Here is a 22357-nt window from a genome sequence, read left to right as displayed (position 1 = left end):
ACCGGGCGGGCAGGGGCCCGCCTACTTCATTTTCCTATGCTCAGTTTCAGCCGCCAGATCCAGCCCTACCTCACCCGCACGAGCCTGTCCACCAATACGGACGGGGTGCTCTGTCCCTTCATGGCCGAGGCGGTGGGGGTTAAGGAGGAGTTCGAGAAGGTCTTTGGCGAGCAGTACCCGGAGTACCTGACCAAGAACCGGCCCAATGAGAAGAAGGCCCATAAGAAGTACCGCGCGGAGATCTACCAGAACCCGTTCATTACGCTGCTCGACGATATCGAGGATGCGCTGGACTACATCCGGGAGGCCGACGACTACGCGGTGGTGTGGCCTGACAACGACGAGTCGAGGATGTTGCGCGAGCTGATGGAGCCGCGCGGCGGCAGTACCTGGGAGGAGCATTTCTTCGAGAGCGTCAAGGCCTCCTACATCGCCGATCCAAACGCCGTGCTGGCGGTCCTGCCCCAGGTGCAGCCCACCAGCGAGGTCGAGCGCTACCGGCCGGTGGCTGAGATTATTCCCTCTGCCAACGTGCTGCGCTTCGAGCGCGACCGCTTCGCCGTGCTGGAAAGTGAGCGGAAAAACCTGATCGAGACCGGCAGTACCGCCGTCCGCGACGGACGCATCCTGTACTTCCTCGACGCGGAGAGCTTCACCGTCGCCGAGCAGGTCGCCATCCAGGGTCGGCGGGTGTGGAAGGTGTGGGGGCTGAGCCAGCAACTCGATGCCAGCGGAGGGGTGCGGCAGCTGTTCATGCCGCTACGCCACCAGTGCCGCACGCTGCCCGCCCGCAAGATCGGGCGCAAACTGGCCAAGCGCGATGCCTACGGCAGCGAGCTATACCAGACGCTGCACAAGCGGGTCTATCCGCACATCCGCGACGCCCAGGCCCGCTACAACGACATCCAGATTGAGATCGTCCACCACATCCACGCCCAGGAATGGCGCATCAGCCTGAACAGGTGCAGTGGCAAGGATTGCAAGGACGGGCTGGTGCCACGTCGGGATGAAGACGGGCGGCTGATGCCGGGTGTCAGTGACAACTGCCCTGTTTGCAACGGCACGGGGCAGGACGTGAGCGGGAGCGGGCTTGATGTCTTCATTTATTCCGTGGCCAAGAAAATGGGCTTCACCGACAAGGAGGGCGTGAGCCTGCCGCCCGTACCCGGTGGCTTCATCCCCCGGCCGATCGAGGGCCTTCAGGAGCTCGTGAAGGAATACGAGCGGCTGGAAAAGAAGGTGTATTCGGGCATGAAGATGCTCTTTGCCCTCCAAACGCCTCAGGTGCAGTCGGGGGTGGCCAAGGCCAAGGACCGCGAGGAGATGTACAGGATGTTGGTCAAGCACTCCTCGTATCTGTGCGGGTTGCTGCAATGGGAGCTGGAGATGGGGGGGCGCTGGCTGCTGGCTGGTGATGCCGACAACGGCATTCCTTCCGTCGTCATGCCGATCCGCTTCGACCTGAGCAACGCCGAGGAGACGCGGGAAATGCTCAACGACGCCAAGAAGAACGGCTATGCGACCGAGACGATCGCGCTGCTGGAAAAGAAGGTGTTGGAGGATAATACCAGCAAGGACAGCGACTACTCGAAAAGTTACCAGCTCCGCACGGTGCTCGACCCGTTCCTCTACCTGTCGTACGAAGCCAAGATGTACTCCTTCGCCTTTCTGCCCCGGGTGGCTGAGATAGGCAGCGAGAGCTACAAGAAGCTGGTGAAGGACTTCATGTTCTCGATGTATTTCGACCGCAACCTCAACCGGGCCCTGCTTTCTAACGAGAACTTCCTCGACCTGCCGCTCAAACAGCAGGAGGCCATTCTTCGGCAGCTGACCGATGAGGTTTCGGTGGATATACCGACGATGCTACTGCCGGATATCGTGCTCAATGCTCCGGTGGATATCAAAAATAACAAGCAGCTGTGATGGAGGAATTCGAAGAAATAGCGCAGATGGACGAGGAGCTCGAAGGGTTCCTGGAGGGATGGGGCGACCGGCTGACGGGTCTGAACGGGCTGCTGCTGGATCGGCTCTACGGCTATGTGGACCTGATCGATACGGCGGCGCCGGTGTCGCTGAGTTTGATGCTGCTGATGCGGATCCGCACGGAGGTACCTGGTTTCCTGGCCTCCACCGACTACGGCACCCTGGTGGGCGATCTGCTGGAAAAAATGGATACCTCACTGGAAACGGTGGGGCGGTACCTGGCCAGGGTGTACCCCGACTCGGGAGCCGACATCCTGCGCATGAAGTCGGAGATCCGGATGGCCGCCCAGAGCGTGCGGGCCTACCTGCTGGGAGCGGGCATCGAGGCGACCTACATCAGCCCGATCGAGGCCGTGCTGCAACAGCACATCCTCACCCGTAGCACGAAGGCCGAGTTCCGTAGGTCGCTGCGGGAACTGCTGGTGCGGGAGGGTTTGAGTACCAAGGCCGTGAGCACCTATGCCTCCGATGCGCTCTACCAGTTCAGCCGCAGCTATACGCTCAATGTCAGCGAGTCGGTGGGGGCTCGGTACTTCTACTACATGGGCGGCCGGATCAAAACCACACGGGGCTTCTGTAACAGTCGCCTGGGCCGGGCCTACCCCAAGAAGGAGGTGGAAGGCTGGGCGGCGCTGAAATGGGCCGGACGGATTCCCGGTACGACGGCTCAGAGTATCTTCTGGTACGTGGGCGGCTATAACTGCCGCCACCGGTTATTGCCCGTCAGTAAGGCCATGTACTTATACATCAATAACCAGATGGCTACATGAGTAGGCTTTTCGCGCATTTCACAGACAGTGTAGAGTGGCTGCTTTCGCAGTGGTGGGGCTTTGGGGCCTATCTGGCCCTCTCCTGGATTACCTACCACGCGTGGGGCTGGGACGGGATAGACCGCTTCACCTACATGGCCAACGGGGTGCTGGTGATTATGCTGCTTAACAATGCTCGCCGGGACTCGAAAGCCACCCACAAGAAGCTCGATGCCGCTGACCCACAGCATCACGAGGGCCTGGAAGCCCGCACCGAAGAAGAAATAGACCGCTGTGACTAGCCTAAAGTATGAATGATTTTACCTGTATTTCAATCAATAATTTTTCAACAAACCAATACGACTATGTCAAAAGAATCAGAGGCTAAGGCTGCCGCCGAAAAGGCCGCCGCCGAAAAGAAAGAAGTTACCATTGAAGAGGCCAATGCGTTGAAGGCCAAAGCGGAGGCCAAAGCCGCCGAGGTGGCTGAGACCGACAAGGAGGCCTATGAGGAAATGAAGGGAAAGGACGTGCCGGCCGAGTACATCGATCCCGCCAAGGATGCCGCCGCCAAGGCCGAAGCCGAGAAAAAGGAGGCTGAAGGACAGGCACAGCGTGATGCCGCCGACAAGTATGCCGCCGACAAGGCCGCCCTGGAAAGGAAGATGGCCGCCGAGATTGCCGCCGAGCAGGCGCTGGTGAAAGAACAGGCTGAAAAGGACGCCAAAAAGGCCGCTGCCGACGCATCGGAGAAAAAGCTGTCCGCGCAGAAACGCTACGACGAGGCACCCTACAATACCACCGTAGTGTATGAATGCGACGGGCCGGATACGCGTACGGTCGACGGAGAGTCCGAAGTCGTGGTCGCCAAGCTCCGCCCGAGTTGCACCAAGGGCCACTGGGAGGAAATGCCCCGCTGGGAGAAAGGCGCCCGTAAGGGTCAGCCGATGTACCTCGACAACGCCCGGCTGATCGGCTTCATCGAAGGCGGTGAGCTGGTGGAGTTATAAGTATGAATTATTGACGAATAAATATTAACAACTGGCCGAGAGGGAGACTTCCCGGCAATCGTAAAAAACTAACCGGCCTTCGGGCAAATGAAATGAAAAAGATAGTGTCATCATTATTACTGGCCGCTAAGGCAATTGGATTAAAATTCACCGAAGAGGAAACGCAGAAACTCGAAGCTATCGAAAATGAGGACGAGCTGCTTCCGTACTTCGACAAGCTGTCGAACCAGATCCCGGTCTTCGCCACCGAGCAGAAAAAGGCCGGGCAGGCGGAAATCTACAACAGCATGGACGCCAAGCTCGACGAGAAGCTCGAAAAGCTGAAGGACGCCATCGGTGAGGAAAAGTACAACAAGATCAAATCCACCCAAGGGGTGGCCAAGCTGGGTATGCTGGCCGACGACTTCACCGAAGTGCTTGAGGCCACCAAAAAGGCCAAGACCACCGGAAGTACGGAGGATGGCAAGGCCGCCAACGCGATGATCATCGAGCTGACGGGTAAGCTGAAGGCCGCCGAGGAATCCGGTAAGACTGCCCTGGAAGCCAAGGAGAAGGAGGTCGCGGGCCGCTACGAGACGCGGCTGATGAACGAGGCGCTGTTCACGAAGGTGTCCGGCGTGAAGGATCTGGCGGGCGAGTACGCCAAGGAGGAGATTATCCGCGGGGTGATGATTCCGAAGGTGCATTCACTGGCCAAGTCCAAGAAACTCACCATCAGCCGTACCGAGGATGGCAGCTTCGAGTTGCTCAACGAACAGGGTACACCCCACGTCGACGGCGCCAAGCACTACGGCATCGACGACCTGCTGCTGGACGCCACGCGCGACTACGCCCGAAAGTCGGACGGCGGCGGACAACAGGGCACGTTCGATCCTGGAAAGGGGGCGGCGAAGGCCGGATCGTCGGTAGCCGACCAATGGCAGACCGAATCAATGGGCTGAGGGCCGCAGGTGCGGCCGTAGGTACCTAATTAAGTAAACAATTAATTCTGATAATAGAAACTATGGCAAACAATGTGAACCTGGGCACGGCCCGGGTACTGACGGCGGCAATCCGCCACACGATCAACAACGATTACAAGTTCAACACCCTGGGCGCGGTGGCGGCGGTGCAGGATCCGGCCTTCAACGAGATCCGAGCGGCGATCAACCCCAAGATGATCACCGACAGCACCTCCTTGGCCTGGCGCAACATCGGTTCCCGACAGGTGCCGATCCTGCACGTGGACGTGACCTACAACCCGCAGGGTGCGGGTGGTGCGGTGCTGACCGAGCGGCTGCGGGTGGACCCCGCGCCGGTGGAGGCCGGTGCCGCCACGACGCTGACGGTCAAGTACGACTACCACGTCGAGAAGCACTTCAAGCAGGACGTGCGTAAGGAGCTGCTGGAACCTCGGGCCCAGCAGTACATTGCCGACTACCTGGCGGGTAAGATGCGCCTCGACGCGACGCTGTCTGGCTATCTGGGCAACATCGGCGCGAAGATGTACCGTGATATGGAGCCATGGCTGTTCCGGCCCTACAACAAGTACGTTCTACAGCAGCTGATCGCCCGCGTGGGCAAGAACAAGGCCTATCCCGGCACGGTGCTACCCACAGCCGCCGCTCCGCTGGTGCTGGTCAACGGCTACGAGGCCAAGGGGCCAGGCGATGTGGCATTGATCGGCCCGCGCGAGGTGCTGATGAATACCCGTACGATGAACAAGTTCGGCGGCAAAGGCGTGCTGATCGGCGGTGGCGCATGGATGCGCTGGCACCGCAGCATGGCCTACATGGTGGCCAATAACGACGGGGTGGACTTTGCCAAGGTCTACGCCCAGCTACCCTGGGTGTTCTACTACGACGAGGACATCGACACCGAGTACGGGCAGGATCAGGCGATCTACATCGATCCGGGCGCGGTGGCCTTCGAGCAGGTTTCGGCCCACGACCGTTCCTATACCTACCTCAAGGACGAGGATTTTGAGAACTACGACACTAGTTTGGGTATGGCGTACCTCAGCATCAACCAGTTCTCGGGCGAAATGGAGCCAGGGCAGGTGAACGTACCTTCGGCCCTGCCCTTCGCCCTCGACCTTCGGGTGCAGCGCGGCATGGATGTCAACGACCTGCCGACCAAGATCTGGAAGCCCAGTATCAGCGCCGGTAACTTCATCCGTCCCCTTGGCTTTTTTACATCTGATGCAAGCAACGTCTTCAAGGACGTCAGCGGGGTGTTCGGCTTCAAGATGGTCACCTACACCGCGCCCTAAGCAGGCGGCGCAACCTAAAAACCAGACAGCCCGGCCGTATGTCCGGGCTGTCTTCAAATTTAAAACTCATGAAAAAATTTGTGAACTGTCTAGTGCTGGGGCTCGTGTGGTCGGGGGCGTGCCTGGGGCAAAGCGTGATTCCCCCCGGCCGGATCGCCTCCGAAGCCTATGTGAGGCAATACGTCGATTCGGTACTGGCCAAGCAGCCCCCCGTAGTCGTTTTGCCTCCCGTTATTCCTTCGCAGCCCGTTCTGGAACCCTGCAAGGCCGGTCCCGAAATCCGGAGCATTTCCAGTGTCACGGAGCAGTCGCTGGTCGTGGTCTTCCACGGCGAGAAAGTACTCGGGATGGATTTTCAGATCCTGCAATCAGGTACCCCGAAGCGCACAGGCAAGATCGAGCCGAAGTCCAATACCCTGACGCTCGGCTACGAAACGCTGCCTGCGGGTATCTACACCCTGCAACTGATCGCAAACACCTGCCGGGGTACCTCGGAGCCACGGGAATTCACGGTCCCGAAATCCGTGGGGGAAATCCCGACACCCGTACCGGACCGCACCTTGGGTGCACGCTACACGTACGTGGGCCGCACCGACACGACTTACCTGGACATCGTCTTGACACCGACTGACAACGGCTATCTGATCACCGATCGGGCTCCCTTTCCGCTCCGCTCCGGATTCGAGTACTGGTACGCCATCAACAACACGGTGATCAAGAGTGCGACGCCGCTGACTAATTACGCCTACCATTCCCGGACGGGAGTGTTGTCGATCACGAAACATCATTACGTCCGGGGGCTGGACTACACCGCCCGCTGGAACGTCACCGAGCCAGCCAACACCTGGTACCAGCCCAGCGCCTCCTACACCTGGGGTACCCGCTCGGATGTGGGCGGGCAGTCCATCATCCTGCTGAACAGCGACGATGACGCTGCCGGTGACTTGGCCTGGCTGGACATCACCCCGGGCTGGTACCAGGGCGAGCACACCATGAGCTGGCCCTACCGCGCGCCGGCCAATACGATTTCATCCGGAAAAATGCTGGGCTTCAACGCTAGCGTGGCAGGCGTTTCCAGCCAACTGCGCCTGAGCCGGGGCGAAACGCACGTGACCGATGCCAGTCTGCCGCTGCAACAGCAGCTGGGCCGCGTGGTGGGCTGCCGGGTGCTGGGCATCACCACCACGACCGGCAGCCGCGACTACTACCGCGCGGCCGCCGATCGCTGGCCCCTGCACGGGGCGGCCGCCTTCGAGACCAACGAGGGCGAGATCTGGCTGCCGCATGGCTCCGCCCAGGTGCGCCAGATCATGGAGCGCCTCACGGAAAGATACAAGCAGGCCGGGTACCCGTATTTCCTGAGTCCGGACTACGGCGGCTACGGTTTCATGACCAAGCCGATCTGGGAGGCTGATATACGGTGGAAGTACAGTGCCAGTGCTCCGGAGCTGATCATCCGGGATGAGTACTTCCGATCCTTCGGCACCACCATCAACACCGTGAATGTGAAAAACTACGGCAACGATCCGGTCGAGTTTCCGCGCTCCGTTTTCAACCGAATTTCCCACTACGAGATTATTAAGCGCGCCGGCTACCAAGCCATCGGCTTCACCTGGAATTTTCTCGAAATCTTCCAGCAGGGCTACGCGCCCGGCTTTGCCTGGCAAAACAACATAGCGGGCCATACCGTCCTAACCTCTTCGCTGGCCGTACTGCCTTATGAAGAAGCCGTTTCGGACGGTTTCATAAGTATGTGGTATGGCGACGGGCTATGGGTGTGGGATGGCCAGGCCACCCGCAACCGCGATGCGACCACCCTGAATTTAAGCTACAATCCGGCGAAAACATCCCTGAATGGATTGAGAATCCGGGCCGACCGGAATAGTTTCGAGGGCGAATTCCAACCCGAGCCGGATGCCGCCCTGGATGGCTTCTACGTCGGAGCCGTGACACTGCCCAGCCAGTGCCAGGCCACGGAGGGCGGTGAGCGCAGGTACCTGCCTTTTTCCATCGATGGAAAAAACTACAGTACCGAAGCTGACGGCTCCGACGTGCTGACGGCCAACCGCGAAAAGCGGGGCATCTGCCAGGTGCGCATAAAGGGTAACCAGGCTACAGTATTTTTCCTGGACCCTTACGCTGGGCTGGAATGGCGGAATTTCTCAGTAATGATCAACGGGAAAACCTTTACCGGCCGGGTATTCGGCAAGCGGCCCCATGTGGCCAACCTGATGCTATGAAGCCCATGCTCAACAAAATACTGCTGGTGTGCCTGGTGCTGACCAGCATCGCCTACGCAGTGACGATGTGCCAGAACATCAACCTGCGCGAGCGGGAACGGATACTGGAAGCCGATACCAGCCGCAAGGGCGAGGCCCTGCGCCAACTAACCGACCTGTACAGAAATGAAAAGAAACGCGATTCTGTGGCTCACCCTGGCCTGTACGGCGAGTATCCTTCCCTGGATGTGCTTCGGGCAAACCGGACCCGCTTCGGGCTCCCGGCAGGAACCCCTGCCAACCGCTAGCCCGTTGCCGGGTGCGGTGTACATGCTGGAAGGCGAGCGCTTTCCGTTTCCGGCCGGAGTGGCCGTCAGCGAGCGGCAGTGGGAATACGAGCGGCGGCAGCGGACGATCACGCGTACGGTGCAGCTGGCCGTGGATGCGCAGCTGCCGCCGGTGACGGCCCCCTGCGTGTGTCCGCCACCGGCCCGTCCACCCCGGTGGGCGTGGGTGAGGCCCGCCCTGCGCGGATTCGGGGCCGGGGTGTTGGCTGGGGCGCTTCTGATCAACATGCGCTGATAAAACCCACTTAAAAATGCAGAGGATAACGACAATGACGGACATGGCAGCCAAGCTAATTGCCGGATACGCGGTGGCAATCGGCACCTATTTCTCCAACAGCGGGATATACGGTGCGATTCTGGCGCAGGCTGACAGCCTCATGCAGGCGGTCTCCAATCAGTTCATGTTTGGTATTTTCCCCTCGGAGTACTTCTCCATCCTGCCTGCCGTGATTTCGTTCATCGGGAATATCTGCTATGGGGCCATTATGATTTTTGCCGAATGGGAGCGGCAGGACAGGGGGGAGGCGAGCACCCGGAGAATGGGAAGGAAGGGATACCTCATTCTTGCCTTTCAGCCTTTCGTTGCCTGCATACTCACCTTCGTCGTCGTCGGGATAATGAAGTCCGTGACAGGGGATAGCTGGCTTTCAATCGGCAGGCCCAGCGAGATGGTGTTGGGCCTGATTTGCGGTTTCTACTTCACCTACTTGACCCGAAAGGAGTTCCTGGATTCCACCTTTAAAAAGTATGTCCGGAAAGCCGTCCTGGGCGATGATGAGGGCCAAGCAAAAACGACCGAACCATGAATAAGATTCAGACCATTTTCGATAGAATGAACCCGGTCGAGATCGGGGTTCTGGTGATGGCCATATCGCTGACGTTTGTTCTGTACGGCACGTTCATCTTCATTCTATACAACGCAGATAACAAGAGAAGGAAACTGTTCTGGCTGATCCTGATTCTGTTTTTTCTGACTACGATGGCCAGGATCGTGCTATGCAGTACAGGGTTCATCAAGCCGGGGTTCAATCTGTTCTGGGATACGCTCTGGCAGGCTGGAATTGTCCTCTACCTGGTGCTGTACGTCCACAGGACCTACGTCAGGAGCCAGTACATGAAATCCGAAGGCCCTGACATTACGCAGGCTGTTTTTTTCGATACCGACGCGCTTTTGCAGGATTTGCGCCATGAGGGTGCGATTGAATACTCCGGAATGAAGATAGAGTTACTATCTAACGAATACTTGGGCGTCGTTGCCTCGATGCGCGTGCAGGTACTGGAGAACATGGAGTTCCCCTATCACTACCACAAGTACACCGAGACGATCAGGATCGAGGCGGGCATGGCCTCGGTCAACGGCCACGCCCTAACCCCGGATAGCGAACCGCCCATCATCCCGCCCTACACCGTGCACAACATGAGCGCCCTGGCCGGGACGGTGTTCGTCTCCCGCCTGTACGACAATGTACCATCAACGCCTTTGTAAACATGAAACTGACCGACCGTTTATCCGACCACTTTACCCTGGGCGAGTTGCTTGACTCGGACACCGCCATCAGAATGGGATTCGAGGAGCAGTTTGAGCCGCCCGCCCGCATCATCGAGAACCTGACCGCGCTCTGCTTGAATGTACTCGAACCCCTGCGCATCAGCCTGAACGTGCCACTGCGCATCACGAGCGGGTACCGGTGTCCGCGCCTGAATGGTGTGCTGCCGGGAGCTTCCAGCACAAGCCAGCACCTGCTGGGCCAGGCGGCTGACATCAAGTCACTGTACGTGACCAACCGGGAGATCATGGAGCGGATCATCGCCTTGAAGCTGCCCTTCGACCAGTGTATTGCCGAGCATCCCGACAGGCATGGGGAACCGAGCTGGATACACGTGAGCTTCGGCCCCCGCAACCGGAGGCAGGTCATGCGGGCCATTGGGAAAAAGGATGCGCCTCGGTACGTTTCAGGGCTGGAATAGAGATCTTAGTGTGTATAATTCGATTTAGTAAGTACAAAGGGGGAGCCGGTGGCTCCCTTTTTTGTTTTAGGTACCGCTTGAAAGGTTTTATTATCAATTAAATGTTCATAATAAGTATTTAGGGTATAGGATAAACTTTATGTGACCAAAGTTTTTTATAAGTAACACCAACTAAAACCCTCTATCATTATGGCTTGGCGATTTAGAAAGAGTGTAAAAATCATCCCCGGGGTGAGGCTTAATTTCAGTAGCAGAGGTGTAAGCACTTCGATCGGAGTAAGGGGAGCTGGGCTAAATTTTTCGAACCGCGGCGTGTACGCGTACGCCAGTATTCCGGGCACAGGGCTTTCATACAGGGAAAGGATTGGAGGAGGGCGAACGCCTGCTCGCAAAAATCAGCTCACCAACACAAACGAACACTATCTTCCGGACACGCTTGTACCTCGAGAATTCGGGTACCAGGAACTGCCTGATAATATAATCAGCCTTGATGTACAAGAAATCACCAGCCAGGACATGCAGGGAATCAAGGATCTGATACTGGGAACGCACGAGCAGCGGACAAGCATCCAAGACAGCATACCTGGGGTAAAGAGAGCTATTATATGGTCAAAGGTAAAAATCGCCCTGAGTTATGTATTTTTAGTCAGCCTAATTAAAAAAGCAATAGCTCAGGAGATGAAAGAGGATTTGGAGTCTCAAAAAGAGGTACTTGCTGCGCTCGAGGAACAGCTTGAAGAATCGGTAGTCAGACTGGAAATTGAGTTTGATGATTCCATTAAGACCAAATATGACCGCATGGTGGAGGGTTTTAGGAAACTCACAACTTCGGAGAAAATTTGGGATGTTACGGGTGAGTACTGGGAGGATAGGGTAAAAACACGTTCGGCAGCCTCTACCCTAGTAAAACGACAACAGGTGCGCATTGGAATGAAGCATCTGTCAGACATCCGATCCGACTACGAGCCGCTTTATTTCCAAAATGCCAATGGTGCCGACCTATATATTTACCCTAATTTCATGGTGGCCTACAAGGGTAAAGTGGAGTTTGCGGTGATCGGGTATGATGAGCTCAATTTTGTTTTCTCCTCAGTGCGGTTCGTAGAGACGGAGAGGGTGCCATCGGATAGCAGAATCATCGATACGACTTGGGCGAAGGTGAACAAAAATGGAAGCCGTGACAGGAGGTTCAAAGACAATTACCAGATTCCGATAGTGTGTTACGCAGAACTACAGCTCGCGACGAGCACCGGTCTTAGAGAGGCGTATCAGTTTAGTAACTACGAGAACGCCCAGGCTTTTTCCTCTGCATTGAGTGACTACCAGCAGACGATTAAGAAACTGAAAGCTATAAAGGAAAAGTAGGTACAGATTTTCAAGTAAATAATATTAGGTTAACTCAATTAATCATGTTTCATAGTTTTGAAATACAGCATGGAGTATTAGTATTTCGGGATTGTCCGGACGAGTGCCCCGAGTGCCACCATTCCGTGTTTCCACTAATTAAAGGAAACAATTATTCATATATTCCTCTTGAACCGGACAATGGCATGGAGATTTATCTTTTCATGGAATGCCCTAGGCCCAGTTGTAAGGTATGCTTTTCGACTAGATACTCATTTGTAATCAAAGCTGGAAATAATTACGTTTTTGACTATGACTGGATACAAACCTTTGCACTCAAGACTGTTGAGTTCTCTGACACCATTAACAAAATATCCGAATCATTCGTCGAGATTTACGGTCAAGCGAACCAAGCCGAGCAGTATAATCTTGATAAGGTGTGTGGGGTCGGGTATCGTAAAGCCCTAGAATTTTTAATAAAGGATTACTTGATTTCAATTAAGGCCGATAAAGCAGAGGAAATTAAAAAGAAATTTCTGGGGATTTGTATCAATGATTACATTGATAACACCAATATTAAACTCGTGGCTGAGCGGGCAGTTTGGCTGGGTAATGATGAAACCCATTATATAAGAAAGTGGGTGGATCATGATGTTGAAGACCTGAAAGGTCTCATTGAGCTTACTGTTCGCTGGATCGAAATGGAGGTAATGACAAAAGAAATTGAGAAGCGAATGGTAAAGGGTATCAAGTAAACACAGGATCATCCACAAACCGTAACTCGATGCGCCGGAGCTGGCATTGGTTGAGGTTGGCCAGGGCGGTGTTGAGCAGGTCAGGGATGGGATGGTAGCTGACGTACATCAGGCGGATGTCGTCCATCGTGGTACCCTCCTCGTAGAGCGTGGGGGTATTGGTGGCGTACAGGCCCCGGTCGAGCAGGGCAGTATCGACGAAGGTGTCTTGGTTGAAGATAAGGACCTTATATACGTTGTTCATTATTGAATGAAATCTATGGATTTCTTAGAGTCAATTCCAGCGCACCAAATTTTGAATAAAAAATTGGTTATATGCATCTACCTGTAAAGGTATGTTGCTGAATATCTGGTTGTATCGTAAAGATAAGTTGACGGAGTTTACCCTTCTGCTAAGAATGGTATCCATCTCATTCTGATTTATAATCCTTTTGGTAACTACCTGTAGATTCTCATACAGAAGCCAAGTTGCTTGCTGTAAAGTTGGATCATGATATACAACCTCTATTTTTCCAGCAAATTTTAACCATGGCAATTCCATCTCTTGATTTCCATTTAGCGAATAGCAGGCAATCCACCCCGAAACTCCGTATTTCGTAAAGAACCTAATGCTTACGTTTCTCGCCGCAGCATTACTGCAATTGACTAATCGCCAATTGTCGTCGCCTCTGACTGCGAAATCAAGAATGGGACTCATCTGAAATCTGTTGAAAGTGTCCGTCGATCGGAAAACCAGAAAAGAAATATACCCGATCAGGAGTACATTCACCAGATTTATGAAATAGCCGTTGAAGGTTGCAAAATTTGAGAACTCATTCAACTGAGCCACATGAACACCTGTTTTCAAGCTGAGGAGCAGGATGGTTCCGTAGCAAATGAATCCGCCCAGTATCAAAACTATACAGGCAACGAGTATTTTTTTATATGAGTCCTGATCCATTGTTCTGCCTCTGCATTATCTAGAATTTATCCTACTCCCAAGATATACTTTTTTATTATTATTCTGACAGCGGAATTACTTAGCCCCTACTACTGAGGTGTCGTTAACTTTTGAGGTAGGGGGTGGGATACTTACTTGTGGTAGCGTTCGACATCATGCTCGGAAACCCAGAACCTGGAGAACTTTTCATTCAAAGCACGAAGCTCCCTGCCATACCGGTCGGTGCTGAAATTGTGTCCGAAGTTGAGCTTGCGGATGCGGGCCCGTAGACGCTCGTCGCGATCGGGACCGAAGTAGAATGTGCAGGCCCAGGGCGTGGCGTTGGGAGAGCAGTAGAGCATGATCGGGTGGATATCAGGCGAGCGGGTAAAGATCCGGAACGTGATGTAGCCGTAGCGTCGGGTGCTGATCTGGATGGCGTAGTGCATGGCGTTTCCGCCGTAGACCCTAATGTTCTTGAAAGGGCGGTAGGGAGAGCCGTACTTCTTAGTAGGCCGCTGGAAGATGCTCCACTTGTCGGTAGTCAGAAAGAGCGGTTGGAGCGGGCGGTGGAATGTCCACACGCTCAGCCACAGACGGCCGGAGAACAGCAGGCTCAGCCGCTCTCGGAAGGAAAGCTTCCAGCAGGTGATGATTTCACCCTGGGGATTTTGGGCGATGTGGGCGGGCAGGGGCTTGTACTCCGGCTGATCTTTGGCGATGATCTGGTTTTGTTCGGGGAATTCGACCGGTTTCATTGATTTGATTTTAAGATTTGTTCAGTTTTGAACCTACCCAAAGGCCGTTTCCAGCCAGTGGGTAGGGTTGTTTTCCGTTTTTGGGAAACTTTTATTGACCGTAGTCCCACGTACCATCGTCGCCCTCATCGTCTTCATCCTCATCATCCCCCATATTGATTAGCTTGCCGGATTGCTCAAGCTGCCGCTCGAACATCTTCCTGGCATCCCAGGCATTTATCGGCTGTGCTCGTATCTGTTGGGCCATGTGGCGGGCGACCTCTTCGGTGACGGGATTGATGGCGTAGATAGCCTTGTCGGTGAGCAGCCTGGTAAAGGCCGGGCTGTCGGGTAGCTCGGGTACGTCGATACGGATGAAGCTGGATCCGCCCAGGACCTGTTCGCTGAGTTTTCCGGCGATCTTCTGGTGGCCCATGAGTTCTACCAAGGCCCAGAATTCGGTGGTGGTTGTTTGATCTTGCATGGTATTGGGGCTAGTTGATTGATTAAGATTTTCGGTAGTTTGATCGATAGCTGGTATTGGAAGCCTAGGGGCTCGGAGCTGTTTCCACTGGATCGGGGGGAATGGGCAATATCCGTATTCAGCAGCGAATGCGTCATTCAATCCTTGGGCTTCATCGGGAGGGGTTGGCTCCCACTTGGGTTCCCAGTTGCTATTCATAAATTGACTCACGGGTGCTTGGTAATTCTTGTAATTTCCACATCGATCAGGTTCTTTGCCTGGGTAAGAAATTCCAGGTGGCCGGTCGCCCGCTCGATCGGTAACGGTGGCTGGGCTACCCAGGCCGGGTTCACGTCTTCGGGGAACATGCGGCCGTCGATGGTGTACCAGTCCTGGGTATTAAACGATTCGATGCAGAGCGGAAAATCAGCCTGTGGGTTGATCTCCCTGACGACACCCTCCCAGCCGTGCAGCAGGTGGTACACCGTAGTACCGACCTTTATTCCGTGCAGGTTCCTCATATTAGATCCTGTTTGACATGTGAATAGGTATTGTCGGGATTCTTAACCCACTTCCGGGATTTGTTGATCAGGATTTTTTCCTGGAAGGCTTCGAGAATTTGCAGAGGCGTTATGCCTGCCCGCCCCGCACTATCCAGCAGGCACATGAGCGCATCAGCGTACTCCATCGGATCAGGCTTGCCATCGAGCAGGTTTTGCTCGATGGCATCGGCTTCTTCACGCAGCTTGTAGATACTGCTTAGGGCGGTGGCTTCCGGGAAGGTTTCTGCGGCCCATTTCATGCGGGCCTTTTCAAGGTGGATGATCGAGAGCGGTTCGATGATCCCTTCAAGGGTCCATCCATTGCCGACAAACCCATCAAAACTTTCATCGCTCTCAACAATAGCTTTCATTTCATCCTCAGCGAGCAGTTGAAGCTCACCGCCAGGATGCTCAATCAGGTATCGGGTAGGTTGCATGGGTTAAACAGGTATATCGTTTGGGGTGACGGGGTTGGGGAATTCACGCACTTTCAGTTTGTTGAGGCTGTCCGGCCATTCGTCCATATCCCCGCCGTGCCGGTCTTTGAGGCCGTACTGCTTGGCCAGGTGGGTACCCAGCTGCTTGACGAAGACCGGAATCTCATTCCAGACCAGCTCGTCCACCAGATACCGGATCCATTCAATATCACAGGGGCGGTAGCGGTAGTTTCCGGTGTCATTTCCCTATGGTTGGATTCTTGGTTTTACGTCGATCAGTTTCCATCCTTTTGTGCTTTTTCGATTACCATCTCTCATTCCATAAATATGAGCAACCATCAACCCATTGTCCCTTGCAAACTGAGATGGGTTGATGGTTTGGTGTATTTCACCATCAGGAGATTGAAGGATGTACACGTTTTTGCATAAACCATCTACTCGATTCTTTTCCTGTTCAGCGGTAATTTTTCGACCTTTAAGAGAATTTGAAATTTGAGCCCGCTGCTCCAATGGTATGGGTCTGCCTTTGTATAGTTCGCGTGCATAGTCATAGTAAGAACTTGGCCTTTTTTTAGCTATTGCAGACATCTTGCGCTTTGTTTCGTCAGACAAGGCTCGATTTTCTGCGCTGATAGCGACGTTGTACCCAATGGCGCGATTACAACAATCGGTACTATCTATCCAATGCTGTTCTCTTGACTGTAAGTCATATTTATTGGCAACAAACTCTACCACTTCAAAAACAAAGGATTCAGCGCCATACCTTTTAAATGCAGAAGCCAAGTGAGCATTTGGGTGAGTGCCTTTTATTAGTTTATGCCTATGAATCCTTAACCTAGATTTCAAATTCACCGAACTGCCTACGTAGATTTTGCCTGAAACAAGGCAGGTGATTTTATATATTCCAGAATCCCCTTCTTTAATTTTTGTTAAAGATTTCATAGCCCTACTTTTACGGTAATTGATAATGTAAATATACCGCATTTATACCGTAAAATCGACATGGCAAATAAGAAAAAAACATCGTTTACATTATCAGAAACAGCGCTGGAACTGCTAAAAGAGATTGCTGACAAAAAGGGTCTAAGTCAGGCTTCGACACTTGAAGTACTAATCAGAGAGGCATCCAAAAAGAAGGATTCGTAGCTAACCAATTTGTGGTTAAATTTTGAAATCCTGCGACACTTCTTTGGCGACATATCTGAGAGAGGGCTTATCCTCTTCACAAACTCGATTGTAAAGTCCACTTTTAAGGATTTCACAAGCCTGTTCTTCATTGTCAGCATTGCAGACAATTTGGTGCATAGGTTCAATCCCCATTGGAAGGAAACAACCGACAAGGTACCTGATATTGGTCTTTTTCATATCCAGCCCCCGTTTCCAAAAATGGGATCACAGAACTCACACCAGCCTTTTGTTTCCTTATGCTCCAACAGCTCGGCTCTGGCGCGCTCCATCCAACCTTTGGCAGCCTTAGTCGAACCGCTCCATTGCATATGCGCATAGGTCTGATAGCACCTATCACAGACGAAATAATACTCCGCCTGATCGGTGAAGAGAACACCCATACTGTCGCCAACCTGGACAAAATCGTTCGGGTCTTTGTCAGCATAGGTTTGTACGGCTATAAACCCACCCGGCTCCCCTCCAATAGGGCGTGCAGTGTCCAACCACCACTTTGTAGGTTTTCCGAATTTTGAATCAGGTTCCTCGCCTATGGCTTCGGCAGTAGTAAGAACAAAACGTTTATTGTTTTCCATAACTTTTAGTTGGGTTGATTGTGAAAGGGTGAATGCTTCCTGAATTTGGCAATGGCATCCTCTATCGCAGGATGTGTAACGTAAGTCGGGTAACGGTCATCTTTGCCAGCCTCATGTTTCCTTTTCCAAATGCTGAGTGAAACATACATGTGGTTTCGGGGACTAACCCTACCACGATAAGCTCGGTCGTGGCACATCAGGACGAACCTTGTCAAGTCATCATAATCAAAGGTGCTCAGGTCGGCGTGGTGGCGAATCTGGTATCCACATCCAAACGGTTCAATCTTTTCGCTGATATGATGTTCGCCACGGTAGAATTCGGCAAAAAATTCTTTGGCTTCCTCGTAGGTCATTTGCTCCTCCATTCCGCTTCGGTCTTTTTCATAACTATTCTTCGATCATATAGGGTGGTACTCCATTTCTACGGGCGTTGTCCAAACAGTCGGTACGGTTATGGTACGGCTCGGTGGCACCGCCGACGGTACGGCTGTTGGGGGCTATACGCTTCCAGCGGAATTGACCGCTCCGGGTTTTCACCAACTTGAACATGTCATCCTCACCGATCAGGGGCTGGCCGTCATAGATATGCTCGGCCGTATCATGAAGATGATTCAGTATGGCCTCGGGAGTTTCGCTGGGATAAAGCTCCATCAGCTTACTAAGGGCTGCCGTAAGGTAGCGTCCCTCGTGGGTGCCGGTGTTGATTTGGTTGACGGTGAGTTTTCTCATGGTATTGGGATTTGGTTTAGTGAATTTGCTCTTTGTTGCAGCCTTTGACCGTATGCAGCGACACGAAGGCCGCGCTCTGCCGTGCAAACTCCTGGATGGGTATAGGCATTCGGATTTGGGTGGTTTCTTCACAGACATGACAGCGGATGGTGAGAAATCCGTTTTTGGTGGGGCCCGTGTGTTGATTGCAGATTTTGGGTTTGGTGGCCATGGGATTACGGGGTTTCGACATTCAACAATGATTGATATTCCAATTCCATTGTGGCCAATTCGCACTGCAATTCATCAATCCTTGCCAAGGCCGGTGACCACCATGGATCTTCCTCGATGGGAAATAAGGAATTCCATTTTTCGCGCGCTTTTCGCATACGGTTCCGTATCTCCGTAACCTTGCCTTTTTTATTTGTAATCCTATCCCGCAAGCGCTTAGCTTTGATTTCATTGGCTGTTCTGGGATCGGCTTCGTAGCTTCCTATCAGTAGTTCGGTGAAGGCTCGGGGGCACCTACCCTGTACTTGGCCGCACGGTATTCGAAATACCATCTCCAACGCATGACCAGTTCACTGGACAGTTCATTTCTATAATATACTGTCTCCGCAATCGACTGCCTGGAGCCATGCCTGATTTTCACGTACCATACCAGCACTTTTCCACTGTGAGTTATCATCTTTCGATTTTGTATGTACAATAATGGGAAACAGGACCGGCCAACCAGTGACGAAAATCGGATTCACTACGCAGCGTCCATTGCAGGGCACCGATGCGGGCATGAAAGTGGCCGGGCATCGCCACCAGCACCGGACATAGTCCACCGGACAGGAAATAGCGGTCGGTGACGTAGATGACAGGGTTGAGCGCCTTATCGGCGGGCAGTAGCCTGATAGTGGCTCTGCGGTCGGTGGGGCTGGATCTGACGAATCCCGCACGTTCAAGGATTGCCTCACTGACGACAGGCGGCGGGGAGGGGGCGGTGATTTGTTCTTGTGGCCTATCCGAACTATCGATCAAGTGCAAACCACCTTTCCAAACTTCAATTTGTATAATCATAGGGTGCTTCCGAATTCGTAGTTGCGTTTGAGGGCTTCAAGTTCGGCGTGCTTCCTATGGGCGTATCGGAAAGAGACTATATCTCCCGTATGCTTGTCGAGGATGTGGTAGCAAGGCTCGTCGGCACTCTCGACTTCGCTTGCTTCGTAACGACCCTGAGCCGAAACGACTGCACCCAAAATGTGATTGAGCAGGTCCTCCATCTCGCTGTCGAGCAGGGTTAGATCGTGGCTTTCGCTGAGGAAGGCGAATAGTTTTTCGTACATGGGCGTGTCAATGACGGGAAGCCTGATGATTTTCCCAGTTCCAAAAACCCAGTTGCCCCTTGGCGGGAATGGGATGCTCGTAGATGCGGGGGTTTTTGCAGATCCAGAAAAAACGGTCAGGAGAATAGTCGCCCAGATCCCGCTCACCCGGTGAGACAAGGCGCAGGGCGTGAGGGTCGTTGGTGCTGCATGTTTCCAGAACCTCCACTTCGCCCAAAACATGGCCTAGGGTGGTGCAGACCCGGTATTTGTAGGCACCTGGACGAAAATCGCGGTTGACCTTGCCCAGTTCTTCCAGTAGTTCTCGGCCCTCCCTGGGCATCCGGGCGGAGGCATGGATGCCCAGCCTGCCGCGGTAGCGGGTATTGAAGGAACGCGTCTCAAAGCGCTTGATCCCCAACACGAGCAGGCCCGCCCAGGGCTGTAAGAGCGATAGTGTCTTCATGAGTTGGATACGGGTTGGTGATGGGGGTGGTTGATGTGGCGGATGATGTCGTCGAGCTCCATCCATTTCTCGTATTCGCCCTTGCCCTGGCATTCGGGGCAGGTGTCGGTGGGCTTGTCGGGCCCCTCGTAGGACAGACCCAGCTCCTGGCGCTTGCGGGCCTCGTCGAGCATCGTGCGGACTCCGGCGCTGCGCTGCCATCGCTTGAAGGTAAGCCAGGCGGGGCTGTTGTTGCGGCCTGAGCCGCCGCAGGACAGGCAGACGGTCTTAGTGAGGAACTTCATCGTCGGTGGATGGATTGGTGGAGAAGTCAATGGCTAGCTGGGGAGACTCCCCGCGCTTGGTACCGTCGATGTATTCGAGGATTTCGGCTTCCAGATCACAGATGGCGATGTAGAGGCCTTCCGAATACATATATTCTTCGAACTCATCGTCGAACTTGGTGAAGGGTGCCACCAGGTTGAGGACCTTGTTGCCCCGCAGCTCCTTGCGGCCCACCAGCGTGACGCCGCAGCTGTCCTTTCCCCAGGTCACGCCGGTGACGCGGTAGCGGTCGGCACCCATCAGCGCCTGGGCCTCGTCGGGCGTCAGGCCGTCGACCATTTCGGTCAGGATCATCAGGTGGGGGCGCAGGTGGGTCAGGGCGGTAGCCAGGGACTCCTCGTAAGGGTAGGGCATCTCGCGGCTGACGGTCTCGACGTACTCCCCGTGCCGCTCGGTGTACCAGACGGCCAGGCCCAGGGGCAGCAGCTTGAATTTGGTGAGTGTTTTCATTGTGTATAGTTCCGATTGGTATATAGTTATCAAAATTAATATAAATATTAAATAAAGAATCAAGTTTTGATACTTTATTTTGGGGTGTCCTCTACTTCCTGCACTTGACGTTATACCGGCTGCCCTGGCGGGAAAAGGTGACCGAGCTGGCTGGGATGGAAACGTCGTGGGTGTGCATACCCAGCGTCAGGCGGTAGGCCAGGTGGGTCGAATCGCGGAATTCGCGCAGTTGGTGGGGCGAGTCGAAGCTGAACCAGATTTTGCCATCAGAGGCCAAGCCGACGAAGTGAGACTTGAACTGATGCTTCAGACTATCGGCGAGCTGGCGGCGGACGGGACTGGCCACATCAGGGAATTCGATGAAAATAGGGTAGCGTGAATTTTTCATAAGTAATGGTTTATTTAAACAGCGGTGAGATGTTTTTGAAGGACTTTCAGGCGTTTCTGGTGGGGAGTGTCCACCCAGCAATAGGGTTGGCTGACGGCCACGACGGTGGCGGGTATGACAATATCGCTACCCATCTTGCTCGGCCTGTGGCGGAGCTCGACCCGCTGACCGATTGCCAGTGGACTTTTGACGTCATTTGGGGTGGACGGAGCGTTGGGCTTGGGTTTGTGATCTCCAAAAAGGTTCATCCAGCCAGAAGGTTCGATAGATCTCCAAACCGCGCGATTTCAGTATCGTCAAGTACTACCAGCTTAGGTCCGCCCTCAAAATCCTCAATAAGATTAGCGAGCACCTCATCGTACCTTTTTGAGCCTTTCTGAATTTCAAACTCGGTTCCAAAAAACTGGGCAATCCTTTTTTTGGCTGCCTCGGTGGCTTCTTCCTTGGTGATGTCACGGAAAATGTGCTTTCCGGGTAGAAGTATGCGCTCTTTTAGGAATTCGGGATCAATCATCATCATGTCACGGTGCCAATCCACGTGCTGGTATTCGTGACCTTCGTGAAAGACTATAAAAGGGGTGACTCCGTCACGGCTGTTCCAGATTATGATATCTTCCATTCGGAAATCCGACATGTTTTGGTATATCATCAGGCAGAAAGCCTCTTTATGGTTGAATTTTCTAATTGCCATAGGATTTTATTGGTTTTTGGGTGATTGGTAACGGTTATCGGAAATGCAGTACGATCATCAGCGCGTCGCGGACATCGTCGTTGATCGGGGAGTGGATGCCGGTGGCGTCGCGGACGTAGCGGCGGCCCATCGGCGTCCACTTGCCCTCGACCTTGATGTGCTTTTTCTCCAAGGGTGGGATCTCGATGACGGTGAAGCCCGCCTTTTGGAGCTGGCCGCTGATGAACTTGCCCATGGCGTGGTTTTCGCCGACATTCCTGGCGATCGAATGGGCAGCGGCTCCGTGCCCGCCCCGGAAGTTGGCTTTCTTGTGCTTCCAGCCCGCCTCGATGTAGATCGTTAGCTCGGGCTTGTCGAAGTGATTGGAGAGGAAGTCCTTGACCTCGTCGTTGGCGATGCTGGTGTGGCAGCGCCAGATCTTGCGGGCGCGGTCCCAGACGGCCAGGCCCAGCTTGTGCAGGTCGGGGTCGATGGCGGCGATCAGGTTGGTGCGGGGTGATTGGATGGGGAGCTGCATGATTAAGTTTTGATTG

The 22357-nt window shown here is 54.0% G+C and carries 34 protein-coding genes; 13 read left to right on the top strand and 21 right to left on the bottom strand.

Features of this window, described 5'->3' with window-relative positions; genetic code table 11:
- Positions 1-36 precede the first annotated feature (36 nt).
- The 13 genes from GBK04_RS25560 to GBK04_RS25500 all read left to right on the top strand — a co-directional run bounded on the left by GBK04_RS25560 (position 37) and on the right by GBK04_RS25500 (position 12626).
- Entirely contained in the window at positions 37-1923 is a 1887-nt protein-coding gene (locus GBK04_RS25560) for a hypothetical protein (protein ID WP_152764683.1), read from the top strand.
- A complete protein-coding gene (locus GBK04_RS25555) occupies positions 1923-2753 on the top strand; it encodes a hypothetical protein (protein ID WP_152764681.1) in 831 nt (276 codons plus the stop codon). The genes GBK04_RS25560 and GBK04_RS25555 overlap by 1 nt, the downstream gene beginning before the upstream one ends.
- Positions 2750-3034, top strand: coding sequence for a hypothetical protein (locus tag GBK04_RS25550; RefSeq protein WP_152764679.1), 285 nt, complete (start codon positions 2750-2752; stop codon positions 3032-3034). The genes GBK04_RS25555 and GBK04_RS25550 overlap by 4 nt, the downstream gene beginning before the upstream one ends.
- Before the next feature lie 63 nt (positions 3035-3097).
- Entirely contained in the window at positions 3098-3742 is a 645-nt protein-coding gene (locus GBK04_RS25545) for a hypothetical protein (protein WP_152764677.1), read from the top strand.
- A gap of 92 nt (positions 3743-3834) precedes the next feature.
- Positions 3835-4683 carry a hypothetical protein gene (locus GBK04_RS25540; protein WP_152764675.1) on the top strand — a complete coding sequence of 283 codons (849 nt, stop codon included), beginning with the start codon at positions 3835-3837 and terminating at the stop codon, positions 4681-4683.
- 62 nt (positions 4684-4745) lie between these two features.
- On the top strand, positions 4746-5993 hold the full coding sequence (locus GBK04_RS25535; RefSeq protein WP_152764673.1) for a hypothetical protein: 1248 nt from the start codon (positions 4746-4748) through the stop codon (positions 5991-5993).
- Positions 5994-6061: 68 nt separating this feature from the next.
- Positions 6062-8233 carry a hypothetical protein gene (locus tag GBK04_RS25530; RefSeq protein WP_152764671.1) on the top strand — a complete coding sequence of 724 codons (2172 nt, stop codon included), beginning with the start codon at positions 6062-6064 and terminating at the stop codon, positions 8231-8233.
- A gap of 165 nt (positions 8234-8398) precedes the next feature.
- Entirely contained in the window at positions 8399-8794 is a 396-nt protein-coding gene (locus GBK04_RS25525; protein ID WP_152764669.1) for a hypothetical protein, read from the top strand.
- Between the two features lie 16 nt (positions 8795-8810).
- The gene (locus GBK04_RS25520; protein WP_152764668.1) at positions 8811-9365 is read left to right on the top strand and encodes a hypothetical protein; all 555 of its coding nucleotides are present in this window, start codon (positions 8811-8813) and stop codon (positions 9363-9365) included.
- A complete protein-coding gene (locus GBK04_RS25515) occupies positions 9362-10045 on the top strand; it encodes a hypothetical protein (RefSeq protein WP_152764667.1) in 684 nt (227 codons plus the stop codon). Before GBK04_RS25520 ends, GBK04_RS25515 begins: the two co-directional genes overlap by 4 nt.
- Before the next feature lie 2 nt (positions 10046-10047).
- The gene (locus tag GBK04_RS25510; RefSeq protein WP_152764666.1) at positions 10048-10527 is read left to right on the top strand and encodes a D-Ala-D-Ala carboxypeptidase family metallohydrolase; all 480 of its coding nucleotides are present in this window, start codon (positions 10048-10050) and stop codon (positions 10525-10527) included.
- Between the two features lie 189 nt (positions 10528-10716).
- Positions 10717-11892 carry a DUF4236 domain-containing protein gene (locus GBK04_RS25505; protein ID WP_152764664.1) on the top strand — a complete coding sequence of 392 codons (1176 nt, stop codon included), beginning with the start codon at positions 10717-10719 and terminating at the stop codon, positions 11890-11892.
- 125 nt (positions 11893-12017) lie between these two features.
- Positions 12018-12626, top strand: a complete 609-nt coding sequence (locus tag GBK04_RS25500; RefSeq protein WP_373331337.1) for a hypothetical protein — start codon at positions 12018-12020, stop codon at positions 12624-12626.
- Here GBK04_RS25500 and GBK04_RS25495 read toward each other — a convergent pair.
- The 21 genes from GBK04_RS25495 to GBK04_RS25400 all read right to left on the bottom strand — a co-directional run bounded on the left by GBK04_RS25495 (position 12619) and on the right by GBK04_RS25400 (position 22341).
- Positions 12619-12870, bottom strand: coding sequence for a hypothetical protein (locus tag GBK04_RS25495; RefSeq protein ID WP_152764660.1), 252 nt, complete (start codon positions 12868-12870; stop codon positions 12619-12621). The two genes, GBK04_RS25500 and GBK04_RS25495, sit on opposite strands and share 8 nt — an antisense overlap.
- 827 nt (positions 12871-13697) lie before the next feature.
- Positions 13698-14303 carry a hypothetical protein gene (locus GBK04_RS25490; RefSeq protein WP_152764658.1) on the bottom strand — a complete coding sequence of 202 codons (606 nt, stop codon included), beginning with the start codon at positions 14301-14303 and terminating at the stop codon, positions 13698-13700.
- 91 nt (positions 14304-14394) lie between these two features.
- Positions 14395-14766: a hypothetical protein gene (locus tag GBK04_RS25485; RefSeq protein ID WP_152764656.1), complete on the bottom strand. Its 372-nt coding sequence runs from the start codon at positions 14764-14766 to the stop codon at positions 14395-14397.
- Positions 14767-14972: 206 nt separating this feature from the next.
- Positions 14973-15266 carry a hypothetical protein gene (locus GBK04_RS25480; RefSeq protein ID WP_152764654.1) on the bottom strand — a complete coding sequence of 98 codons (294 nt, stop codon included), beginning with the start codon at positions 15264-15266 and terminating at the stop codon, positions 14973-14975.
- The gene (locus tag GBK04_RS25475) at positions 15263-15724 is read right to left on the bottom strand and encodes a dATP/dGTP pyrophosphohydrolase domain-containing protein (RefSeq protein ID WP_152764652.1); all 462 of its coding nucleotides are present in this window, start codon (positions 15722-15724) and stop codon (positions 15263-15265) included. The genes GBK04_RS25480 and GBK04_RS25475 overlap by 4 nt, the downstream gene beginning before the upstream one ends.
- A 3-nt stretch (positions 15725-15727) precedes the next feature.
- Entirely contained in the window at positions 15728-15910 is a 183-nt protein-coding gene (locus tag GBK04_RS25470) for a hypothetical protein (RefSeq protein WP_152764650.1), read from the bottom strand.
- Positions 15911-15970: 60 nt separating this feature from the next.
- Complete coding sequence (locus GBK04_RS25465; RefSeq protein ID WP_373331336.1) at positions 15971-16666, bottom strand: GIY-YIG nuclease family protein; 696 nt, start codon at positions 16664-16666, stop codon at positions 15971-15973.
- 219 nt (positions 16667-16885) lie between these two features.
- On the bottom strand, positions 16886-17089 hold the full coding sequence (locus GBK04_RS25460; protein WP_152764646.1) for a hypothetical protein: 204 nt from the start codon (positions 17087-17089) through the stop codon (positions 16886-16888).
- Positions 17086-17484 (bottom strand): hypothetical protein, encoded by a 399-nt coding sequence (locus GBK04_RS25455; RefSeq protein WP_152764644.1) that lies wholly within the window; start codon positions 17482-17484, stop codon positions 17086-17088. Before GBK04_RS25455 ends, GBK04_RS25460 begins: the two co-directional genes overlap by 4 nt.
- A gap of 5 nt (positions 17485-17489) precedes the next feature.
- On the bottom strand, positions 17490-17849 hold the full coding sequence (locus GBK04_RS25450) for a hypothetical protein (protein WP_152764642.1): 360 nt from the start codon (positions 17847-17849) through the stop codon (positions 17490-17492).
- 22 nt (positions 17850-17871) lie between these two features.
- A complete protein-coding gene (locus tag GBK04_RS31100) occupies positions 17872-18213 on the bottom strand; it encodes a YegP family protein (RefSeq protein ID WP_373331335.1) in 342 nt (113 codons plus the stop codon).
- Between the two features lie 16 nt (positions 18214-18229).
- A complete protein-coding gene (locus GBK04_RS25440) occupies positions 18230-18424 on the bottom strand; it encodes a hypothetical protein (protein WP_152764640.1) in 195 nt (64 codons plus the stop codon).
- 452 nt (positions 18425-18876) lie between these two features.
- On the bottom strand, positions 18877-19260 hold the full coding sequence (locus tag GBK04_RS25435; protein WP_152764638.1) for a hypothetical protein: 384 nt from the start codon (positions 19258-19260) through the stop codon (positions 18877-18879).
- A complete protein-coding gene (locus GBK04_RS25430) occupies positions 19257-19526 on the bottom strand; it encodes a hypothetical protein (protein ID WP_152764636.1) in 270 nt (89 codons plus the stop codon). The genes GBK04_RS25435 and GBK04_RS25430 overlap by 4 nt, the downstream gene beginning before the upstream one ends.
- A 7-nt stretch (positions 19527-19533) precedes the next feature.
- Positions 19534-19971, bottom strand: coding sequence for an ASCH domain-containing protein (locus GBK04_RS25425; protein ID WP_373331334.1), 438 nt, complete (start codon positions 19969-19971; stop codon positions 19534-19536).
- On the bottom strand, positions 19968-20255 hold the full coding sequence (locus tag GBK04_RS31095) for a hypothetical protein (RefSeq protein WP_373331333.1): 288 nt from the start codon (positions 20253-20255) through the stop codon (positions 19968-19970). Before GBK04_RS31095 ends, GBK04_RS25425 begins: the two co-directional genes overlap by 4 nt.
- Entirely contained in the window at positions 20239-20778 is a 540-nt protein-coding gene (locus GBK04_RS25420; protein WP_152764632.1) for a hypothetical protein, read from the bottom strand. Before GBK04_RS25420 ends, GBK04_RS31095 begins: the two co-directional genes overlap by 17 nt.
- Before the next feature lie 58 nt (positions 20779-20836).
- Positions 20837-21133: a hypothetical protein gene (locus GBK04_RS25415; protein ID WP_152764630.1), complete on the bottom strand. Its 297-nt coding sequence runs from the start codon at positions 21131-21133 to the stop codon at positions 20837-20839.
- A gap of 14 nt (positions 21134-21147) precedes the next feature.
- Entirely contained in the window at positions 21148-21381 is a 234-nt protein-coding gene (locus tag GBK04_RS25410) for a hypothetical protein (protein ID WP_152764628.1), read from the bottom strand.
- Positions 21378-21824, bottom strand: a complete 447-nt coding sequence (locus tag GBK04_RS25405; RefSeq protein WP_152764626.1) for a hypothetical protein — start codon at positions 21822-21824, stop codon at positions 21378-21380. The genes GBK04_RS25410 and GBK04_RS25405 overlap by 4 nt, the downstream gene beginning before the upstream one ends.
- A 34-nt stretch (positions 21825-21858) precedes the next feature.
- The gene (locus GBK04_RS25400; RefSeq protein ID WP_152764624.1) at positions 21859-22341 is read right to left on the bottom strand and encodes a hypothetical protein; all 483 of its coding nucleotides are present in this window, start codon (positions 22339-22341) and stop codon (positions 21859-21861) included.
- Positions 22342-22357: the final 16 nt, after the last annotated feature.

This window comes from Salmonirosea aquatica (genome assembly GCF_009296315.1).
Taxonomy (GTDB): domain Bacteria; phylum Bacteroidota; class Bacteroidia; order Cytophagales; family Spirosomataceae; genus Salmonirosea; species Salmonirosea aquatica.
The sequence above is the reverse complement of the archived record's forward strand: the minus strand, read 5'-3'. Positions and strand labels throughout refer to the sequence as shown.